9 protein-coding genes are annotated in these 8515 nt (G+C 71.5%); all 9 read right to left on the bottom strand.

The genetic code is table 11. The features are described from left to right. Window positions 1-786, bottom strand: a 786-nt coding sequence (locus KGA66_RS13510; protein WP_211468347.1) for a DivIVA domain-containing protein, incomplete at its 3' end; no start/stop codon positions are given. Window positions 787-856: 70 nt separating this feature from the next. Beyond that, window positions 857-1144, bottom strand: a complete 288-nt coding sequence (locus KGA66_RS13505) for a YggT family protein (RefSeq protein ID WP_211468363.1) — start codon at window positions 1142-1144, stop codon at window positions 857-859. A 63-nt stretch (window positions 1145-1207) separates the two neighbouring features. Then, a complete protein-coding gene (locus KGA66_RS30990) occupies window positions 1208-1936 on the bottom strand; it encodes a cell division protein SepF (protein ID WP_211468345.1) in 729 nt (242 codons plus the stop codon). A gap of 110 nt (window positions 1937-2046) precedes the next feature. Beyond that, a complete protein-coding gene (locus KGA66_RS13495; RefSeq protein ID WP_211468343.1) occupies window positions 2047-2823 on the bottom strand; it encodes a YggS family pyridoxal phosphate-dependent enzyme in 777 nt (258 codons plus the stop codon). 6 nt (window positions 2824-2829) lie between these two features. Beyond that, the gene (pgeF, locus tag KGA66_RS13490; protein ID WP_438822039.1) at window positions 2830-3558 is read right to left on the bottom strand and encodes a peptidoglycan editing factor PgeF; all 729 of its coding nucleotides are present in this window, start codon (window positions 3556-3558) and stop codon (window positions 2830-2832) included. Window positions 3559-3627: 69 nt separating this feature from the next. Then, window positions 3628-4785 (bottom strand): cell division protein FtsZ, encoded by a 1158-nt coding sequence (ftsZ, locus tag KGA66_RS13485; protein ID WP_211468339.1) that lies wholly within the window; start codon window positions 4783-4785, stop codon window positions 3628-3630. A 231-nt stretch (window positions 4786-5016) separates the two neighbouring features. Next, window positions 5017-5823, bottom strand: a complete 807-nt coding sequence (locus tag KGA66_RS13480; RefSeq protein ID WP_211468337.1) for a cell division protein FtsQ/DivIB — start codon at window positions 5821-5823, stop codon at window positions 5017-5019. Beyond that, window positions 5820-7373 carry a UDP-N-acetylmuramate--L-alanine ligase gene (gene murC, locus KGA66_RS13475; protein ID WP_211468335.1) on the bottom strand — a complete coding sequence of 518 codons (1554 nt, stop codon included), beginning with the start codon at window positions 7371-7373 and terminating at the stop codon, window positions 5820-5822. Before murC ends, KGA66_RS13480 begins: the two co-directional genes overlap by 4 nt. Further along, window positions 7370-8503: an undecaprenyldiphospho-muramoylpentapeptide beta-N-acetylglucosaminyltransferase gene (gene murG / locus KGA66_RS13470; RefSeq protein WP_369015869.1), complete on the bottom strand. Its 1134-nt coding sequence runs from the start codon at window positions 8501-8503 to the stop codon at window positions 7370-7372. The genes murC and murG overlap by 4 nt, the downstream gene beginning before the upstream one ends. Between the last annotated feature and the right edge of the window lie 12 nt (window positions 8504-8515).

Genomic DNA, 8515 nt, shown 5'->3' with positions numbered 1-8515 from the left:
GCCCTGCTGCGGACCCATGCCCATGCCGGGGCCCATGCCCGCGCCGACCATCGCCGGCGCCGGAGCCTGAGCCTGGGGCGCGCCAGCGCCCAGCTGCGGGAACGGTGAACCGCCGCGCGAGGCCGAGAGCGCCGGGTCGTCGCTGCTGTTGGACTCCAGCTGCCGCATCTGGCTTTCCAGGTACGACTTGAGCCGCTGGCGGTACTCGCGCTCGAACGCCCGCAGGTCCTCGACCTTGCGCTCCAGCGACGCGCGCGCCTGCTCCAGCGTGCCCATCGCCACGCGGTGCTTCTCCTGCGCGTCCCGCTCCAGGGCGTCGGCCTTACCGCGGGCCTCGCGCTCCATGCCGTCGGCGCGCGTACGCGCCTCTCCGACGATCTTGTTGGCCTCGTTGCGGGCCTCGGCGATCGCCTGGTCGGCGGTCTGCTGCGCCAGCGCGAGCACCCGGGCCGCCGAGTCGCCGCCGGGCTGGAACTGCGGCGGCTGCGGCTGCGGTACGGGTACCGGCATCGGCGCGGGAAGCTGTGGCGGTATCGGCACGGGTTCTCGTCTGGCGGGCATCCGGTCCATCGGCGGACGGTCCATCGGCGGCTGCTGTTGCGCGGCGGCCGCGGCGCGCGTGGCCGCGGCGAGCTTGGCGCGCAGCTCCTCGTTCTCCCGCAGCAGCCGGGTGAGCTCGGCCTCCACCTCGTCCAGGAAGGCGTCGACCTCTTCCTCGTCGTAGCCCTCGCGCAGCCGGACGGTCGTGAACTGCTTGTTGTGCACGTCCTCGGGGGTCAACGGCATCTCTTCACCTCAGCGTGGATCGTCGGCGTACCGGACAGACAATATCTCGTGTCCTGGCGGTTCTGTCGTGTCACAGGCGGCCCACCACCCCGATCAACAGCCACATGATAAGCAAGAGCAGCATAAACGCCAGGTCCAGCGCAATACCGCCGAGACGAAGCGGCGGGATGTGCCGACGCAGAAACTTCAGCGGGGGATCAGTGACCGTGTAGGCGGACTCCACAGCCACCAGCATGACACCGCGCGGATCCCAGGAGCGGGCGAACTGGAAAACCAGCTCCATGATCAACCGGAAGATCAGCACGACCCAGTAAGCCCACAGAACCACTGTGACCAGTTGGATCGCCACGTGTCCCATCGAAAAACGTCCGTCCGTCCCGGATGCCGCGGTCACCGGCGGCGCCCGGTCGGGTACCGCCTGTCAGCTCTGGTTGAAGAACCCGCCCTCGGCGATGCGGGCCTTGTCCTCGGCCGTCACGTCGACGTTAGCAGGTGAAAGCAAGAACACCTTCTGCGTCACTCGCTCGATCGACCCCCTCAGCCCGAAGACCAGGCCCGCGGCGAAGTCCACCAGCCGCTTCGCGTCGGCGTCGCCCATCTCGGTCAGATTCATGATGACGGGGGTTCCGTCGCGGAAGTGCTCTCCGATGGTGCGCGCCTCGTTGTACGTGCGCGGGTGCAGCGTCGTGATCCGGTATGCGTCGCTTGAGGAGCCGCCGTCACCGCCGCCGCCGAACCCGTGCCCGACGCTGCCCATCGTCGCGGCCACCGGCGCAGGGCGCTCATAACGATCGGCCCGCTCGGGCAGCAGCGCGATCGGCGCGGGCCGGGCGACGGGGTATCCGGCGGACTGGGCGCCGTGGAAGGCGGAGTCGCCGGCGTCGCGCCGATCCACCTCGCGGCGCTCGGGGGTACGCTCGGCGTCGCGGGGGCGCCGCGGCTCGGACAGGAACAGCGGCCGGGATTCCTGCTCGGCGGCGGCGGACTCGGTACGCGAGGCGGAGTAGCGCTCCGGCTCCTCCTCCTCGTCGTCGTCGAGGTGAAGCGGCCGCTCCTCGTCCGCCTCCTGGCCGTACTCCTCGTACGCGTAGGGGTCGTCCCCCTCCATCAGCCCGAGGTAGACGGCCGTCTTCTTCATGAATCCGGGCATGCCCGTCCCTCCTTGTTCGAACTGACGGATCAACCGGTCGCGGACGGCCGCCGTGTTCCCCCTGCGGACCGAGGCGCTCGGCGCTCTTCGTTCGGATACTGGATCAGACGTTACCGCAGCGGCGCTCGGCTACCGAGCAACGCGGACCCGATGCGTACGTGTGTCGCGCCCGCGGCCACGGCCGCTTCGAGATCCCCGCTCATCCCCGCTGAGAGTGACACAGCTTCAGGGTGCGTGCCAAGGACTTTCGCATGCAACTCGGCAAGGCGTTCGAAGGCGGGACGCGGGTCGGCGCCGAGCGGGGCGACCGCCATCAGGCCCCCGAGGCGCAGCGCCGGGGAACCGGCCACCGCGTCGGCGATCCGTTCGACCTCGCCGGGTGCGGCGCCGCCGCGACCGTCCGCGTCGGCTCCCGCACCGGGGTCGGGATCGAGATTCACCTGGATGAGACAGGTGGGCGCGCGCCCGGCCCGTTCCGCCGCCCGATCCAGCGCGGCGACCAGCCTGAGCCTGTCGACGGACTCGATGACGTCCGCATAGGAGACGACGGACCGGGCCTTGTTCGTCTGGAGCTGCCCGATGAAATGCCAGCGCGGCGCCGCGAGATCCAGGTGTTGCGGGCCGCGCAGCGCCCCGGCCACCCGCGCGGCCTTGTCCGCGGCCTCCTGGTCCCGGTTCTCGCCGAATTCGCGCAGGCCGAGGCGCAGCAGTCGCAGGACGTCGGTGGCGGGAAAGAACTTGGTCACGGCGACGAGCGCGACCGCGCCGGGCGCGCGGTGCGCGGCGGCGCAGGCGGCGTCGAGGCGCGTGCGCAAGGCATTGAGATTCTCGGCCAGCTGCGCGGCGCGCTGGTCTTCGGGCCCGGAACCGGCGTACGACTCGGCCACGGTGCCTCAGTCCTCTTCGAACCAGACGAATCCGGCGAAGCGGCCGGTGACCCCGTCGCGCCGGTACGAGAAGTACTGCGAGGTCTCCATCGTGCAGCCGTCGGCGATCCGGGTCGGGTTCTGCCGGACTCCCGCGCGGCGCAGCTGCGCCGACACCCCGGCGGCCACGTCGATCGCGGGCGTTCCCTGGCGCGTCGTCGCCCAGGACTCCGGTTCCCTGGCCGCCACCTCGGCGCGAAGCCGCTCGGGCACCTCATAGCAGGCCCCGCATACGCCGGGTCCGGTGTACGCCTCGATGCGCGCGGGCTGCGCGCCGAGTTCGCGCATCGCCGCGACGGCCGCGGTCACCACTCCGGCGGCCATCCCGGGGCGGCCCGCGTGCACCGCCGCGACGACGCCCGCGGCCCGATCCGCGAGCAGAACCGGGGTGCAGTCGGCGACGAGGACGGCCAGCACGAGGCCGGGCCGGTCGGTGACGAGCGCGTCCACGCTCGGCGCGAGCTCGTCGGGCCACGGTTCGCCGGCATACGCGACGTCCGCGCCGTGCACCTGCTTCATGTAGACGACCTGCTCCCGGGCGACGCCGAGTTCCCGCGCGGCCAGCTGCCGGTTGGTGCGCACGGCCTGCGGATCGTCGCCGACGTGGTCACCGAGGTTGAGCGAATCGTAGGGCGGAAGGCTGACGCCGCCCCGGCGGTCCGTGAAGGCGAAGCGCACCGGGCCGCTGAATGCGATAGTCACGCAACGAGCGTGTCAGATCGCCGCGCGATCACCAACCGCGGGGCGGCACGTGCCCGGAAGCGGTCAGTTCCCTTCCTTGAGGAAGTCCGGGATGTCGAGTTCGTCGGCGGCGCTCGCCGCGTCTTCGATGCGGGCGCCCGGGATCGTGGCCGCGAGCGGGTCCTCGTCGCCGGCGGGCCGGGGCAGCGTGCCGAGCATCGCGTTGTGCACGGTGGTGTTGCTCTGGGCGGGCGGCTCGTCGACGCGGCGGGTGCCGTCGCGGCGCTTGGCCGGCTGGCCGCCGTCGAACCCGGCGGCGATCACGGTGACGCGCACCTCGTCGCCGAGCGCGTCGTCGATGACCGCGCCGAAGATGATGTTCGCGTCCTGATGCGCGGCCTCGGAGACCAGCTGCGCCGCCTCGTTGATCTCGAACAGGCCGAGGTCCGAGCCGCCGGAGATGCTCAGCAGCACCCCGCGCGCCCCGTCGATCGAGGCCTCGAGCAGCGGAGAGGAGATCGCCATCTCGGCCGCCGCGACCGCGCGGTCGTCGCCGCGGGCCGAACCGATGCCCATGAGCGCGGAGCCGGCCTCGGACATGACCGACTTGACGTCGGCGAAGTCCAGGTTGATCAGGCCCGGGGTGGTGATCAGGTCGGTGATGCCCTGGACACCGGAGAGCAGCACCTGGTCGGCGGACTTGAACGCGTCGAGCACCGTGGCCCCGGGCGCGGAGATGGAAAGCAGCCGGTCGTTCGGGATGACGATGAGGGTGTCGACCTCCTCGCGCAGCTGTGCGATCCCGGACTCGGCCTGCGCCGCGCGCCGCCTGCCCTCGAAGGTGAACGGACGGGTGACCACGCCGATGGTCAGCGCGCCGAGCGAGCGGGCGATGCGGGCCACCACCGGAGCGCCGCCGGTACCCGTGCCGCCGCCCTCGCCGGCGGTCACGAAGACCATGTCGGCCCCCTTGATGACCTCCTCGATCTCCTCGGCGTGGTCCTCGGCGGCCTTGCGGCCCACCTCGGGGTCCGCGCCGGCGCCGAGGCCGCGGGTCAGCTCGCGCCCGACGTCCAGCTTGACGTCCGCGTCGCTCATGAGCAGAGCCTGCGCGTCGGTGTTGATCGCGATGAACTCGACGCCCTTGAGCCCGACCTCGATCATCCGGTTGATCGCGTTGACGCCACCGCCGCCGATCCCGACGACTTTGATCACGGCGAGGTAGTTCTGCGGTGCACCCACGGTTCGAAGGCCTCTCGCGCTGGTGAGTACGGATGGTCGGCGCTCGGTGTCTATTCGCGAACGACCTTATCGCCCTCGGACTGAGTCAACATCAATTAGGGTCAACATCAACTATGGGTCAGTCATCGAGGTGACGACTCGATCGACGAATCGACAGTAGGTCTCTCGGAGCGCCTGTTCAACGAACACGCCGAAAGTTCCTGAAGCACAGTTCAACTGACCCACCGTCACTCAGTCATATCGTCCGGACATCGCGGGAGCTTCCGGGGCACTGACGTCGTATCGGGCCGCTTTGCCGAGCCGCAACAGGGCCGCAAGGTCAGCCGCCTTCGCCGACGCCGCGTCGGGTCCACCCCATTCCACCACAGAGCCGTCGCGCAGGGTCAATTCGATCGAGTACGCGCTCGACGCTGAGATACCCGTGACTTGGCCGACGATGACCGGGGCGAGTGCCTTGAGCGCGGCGAGTGCGCCGGGAACCACGGCGGCCTTCACCGCGGGCGAGCCCTGCACGCGGATGACGGGCAGGACGCCGGATGGCGCGTCCCGCACCCCGAAGACGACCCCGGACACGTCCACCACGTCGTAACGCGCACCCTCGGGTACCAACGCGGCCGGCACGCGTTCGGTCACGGTGATGACCGCGCCGTGCGGCCAGTCGAGTGACACGGAAGCGGAGGCGATCGGTGGCAGTCTCCGCACCCGCGCTGCCGCCGCGCCGGTGTCGAGCGAGGCGAGCGGCGTGCCGTCGCGCAGTGCGGCAGCATTGACGATCTGCTGTGCGCGCACACTCTTCTCCCCCGCGACACGTACGGTCGTAAGAGCGAGGACGGGCGTGTGCCAGATGATGATGTATGCGGCTACCGCGAGCAGGACGAGCGTGACCGTGACGGTGATACTCAATCTCCGCCAGCGTTCGCGGGCGCGCATCCTGGCCGCGTACAGCTGTGCGGGCAAGCGGGAGACGGCTGTGAGCGAGCGGGCCGACGCGATCGCGGACCGTGCCGGGTCCGCGGGATCGGTGCCGTCGTCGCTCACGAATCCGATCCTGCCTCCGCACCGGCCGGTTCCGGCGAAGCCGCGCCGTCGCCGGCCGCGAGCAGGTCGAGAATCTTCGCGCCGAGGCTCGTGACGTCCCCGGCCCCGGCGGTGACGATCAGGTCGCCCGGCCGGGCCCAGGCCACCAGCCGCGCGGGCACGGCCGCGCTGTCGGGTTCGAAGACGACGCGGTCGGGCGGCAGCGGGATGTCACCGGCGATCACGGCGCCGGTCACGCCCTCGATCGGATCCTCGCCGGAACCCGGGTAGACCTCGAGCACGACTACGGCGTCCGCGGCGCCGAGCCGCGGCCCGTACTCGCGCAGGAAGGTCCGGGCGCGTGTGTAGCGCTGGGGCTGGAAGGCGACGATGAGCCTGCCGTCCCCGGCCAGGGCGCGAAACGCGGCGAGCGTCGCGGCGATTTCGGTCGGGTGGTGCATGTAGTCGTCGTAGACGCGTACGCCGCCGGCCTCACCCTTGAAGTCCATTCGGCGCCTGGCACCGTGAAAGGCCGCCAGGGCGTCCGGTGCCCGGTTCAGATCGGTACCCAGCGCGTCGAGGACGGCGAAGGCGGCTGTGCCGTTGGCCGCGTTGTGCCGGCCGGGAACGCCCAGCCGCAGGTGATGGACCATGCCCGTGGCCTTGGCGCGTATGTCGAAACGCGCGGCGCCGCCGACCAGTTCGACCCCTTCGATCCGATAGTCGACGGTCTGCTCCCCCTCGGGCCGGCCCGCACGCGACGGCTGACCGGGTACCGCGGCGTTCTCGCCGTACCAGACCACACGCAGCCCGGTGTCCTGCGCCACCCGCCCGACCGCGACCGCGCCGGGATCGTCCGCGCAGACCACCAGCAGGCCGCCGGGCTTGAGCCGGTCCACGAAGGAGACGAACGCCTTGTGCACGTCGTCGAGCGAGCCGAAGTAGTCGGTGTGGTCGAGTTCGACGTTGGTGACCACCGCGATGTCGGGTTCGTAGTGCCGGAACGTGCCGTCGGACTCGTCGGCCTCGGCGACGAACACGGCGCCGCCCCCGGCGTGCCCGCTGACACCGGAGGCGCCGATCTCGCCGCCGATCGCGTACGACGGGTCCAGCCCGAGGACGTCGAGCGCGACCGCGAGCATCGACGTGGTCGTGGTCTTCCCGTGCGTGCCCGCGACGAGTACCGCCGTGCGCCCGACCATGAGCGCCGCGAGCGCCGTGGCACGGTGGATGATGCGCAGCCCGCGCCGCATCGCCTCGACGAATTCCACATTGTCCGGCCGCACGCCCGTGGTCGCCACGACCGTGTCCACGCCGTCGAGGTTCTCCGGGGCCTGGCCTATGCGGATCAGTGCGCCCGCGGCCCGCAGCGCGTCGATCGTGGCGGTTCGCTTGATGTCGCTGCCGGACACCGGCAGGCCGCGCTCGGCCGCGATCCGCGCGACCGGGGCCATGCCTACTCCGCCGATGCCCACGAAGTGGATGCGTCCCAGCTCCTCGGCGGCCGGAATCGACTGCGGCGGTTCGTAGCCGCGCGGATCGGCGAGCCCGTGCGTCGGCCCGACGCTCACGCCTGCGCTCCCGCGGCAACCGCCGGCGTGCTGCCGGCCGCCTCGAAGACCAGGTCGGCCAGGGTCTCGTCGGCGTCGCGGCGACCGAGTTCGGCCGCGGCGGCGCCCATGTGGTCCAATCGCTCCCGGTCCCGAGCGAGCGGGATCAGCTCACGGATGAGCCAGTCCGCGGTCAGATCCGCGTCATCGATCATCAGGCCACCGCCCGCGCGCACGGCCGGTTGCGCGTTAAGGCGCTGCTCGCCGTTACCGATCGGAAGCGGTATATAAGCTGCAGGCAGGCCGACCGCGGCGACCTCGGCGCAGGTCATCGCACCACCGCGGCACAGGACCAGATCCGCGGCGGCGTAAGCGAGGTCCATCCGGTCGAGGTAGGGCACTGCGACGTACTTCGCGAGCGCGCCGCCCTGTCCGGCGCCGCCGATGCGCGGCAGCGCCGACTCGTCGTAGTTGGCGCGGCCCACGGCGTGCAGAATCTGCACCCCGGCCGCGCACAGCGCGGGAGCGGCCGCGGTGACCGCCTCGTTCAGCCGCCGCGCGCCCAGTGACCCGCCGTAGACCAGCAGCGTCGGGCCCTCCTTCTCCAGGCCGAACGCGTCGCAGGCCTCCGCGCGCAAGGCAGCCCGGTCGAGTGTGGACAGGGAGCGACGCAGCGGCATGCCGATGTAGCGGCCGCCGCCGAGCCGGCAGTCCGGCGAACCGGTCGCGATCCGCTCGGTCATCCGCGCGCCGACCCGGTTCGCCAGGCCCGGGCGCACGTTGGCCTCGTGCAGCACGATCGGCACCGCTCGGCGGCGGGCGGCGAAGTACGCCGGCAACGCGACGTAGCCGCCGAAGCCGACCACGACGTCCGCGCCGACCCGGTCGAGCACCTCGGCGGCCCGGCGCACCGTGCCCGCCAGCCGGCTCGGCACGGTGAACAGCTCGGAAGTGGGCTTGCGCGGCAGCGGCACGGCCGGAATGAGTTCGAGGTCGTAGCCGCGTTCCGGGACGAGCCTGGTCTCCAGGCCCTTGGTGGTGCCCAGCGCCGTGATTCCGATCCGTGGGTCGCGTCTGCGCAGCGCGTCGGCCAGGGAGAGGGCGGGCTCGATATGGCCCGCGGTGCCTCCTCCGGCGAGCACGACATGGATCGGACGGGCTGC

The sequence above is a fragment of the Actinocrinis puniceicyclus genome (assembly GCF_018283645.1).
GTDB lineage: Bacteria > Actinomycetota > Actinomycetes > Streptomycetales > Catenulisporaceae > Actinocrinis > Actinocrinis puniceicyclus.
Note: the sequence above shows the minus strand (reverse complement) of the source record. Positions and strands in the feature narration are given on the sequence as shown.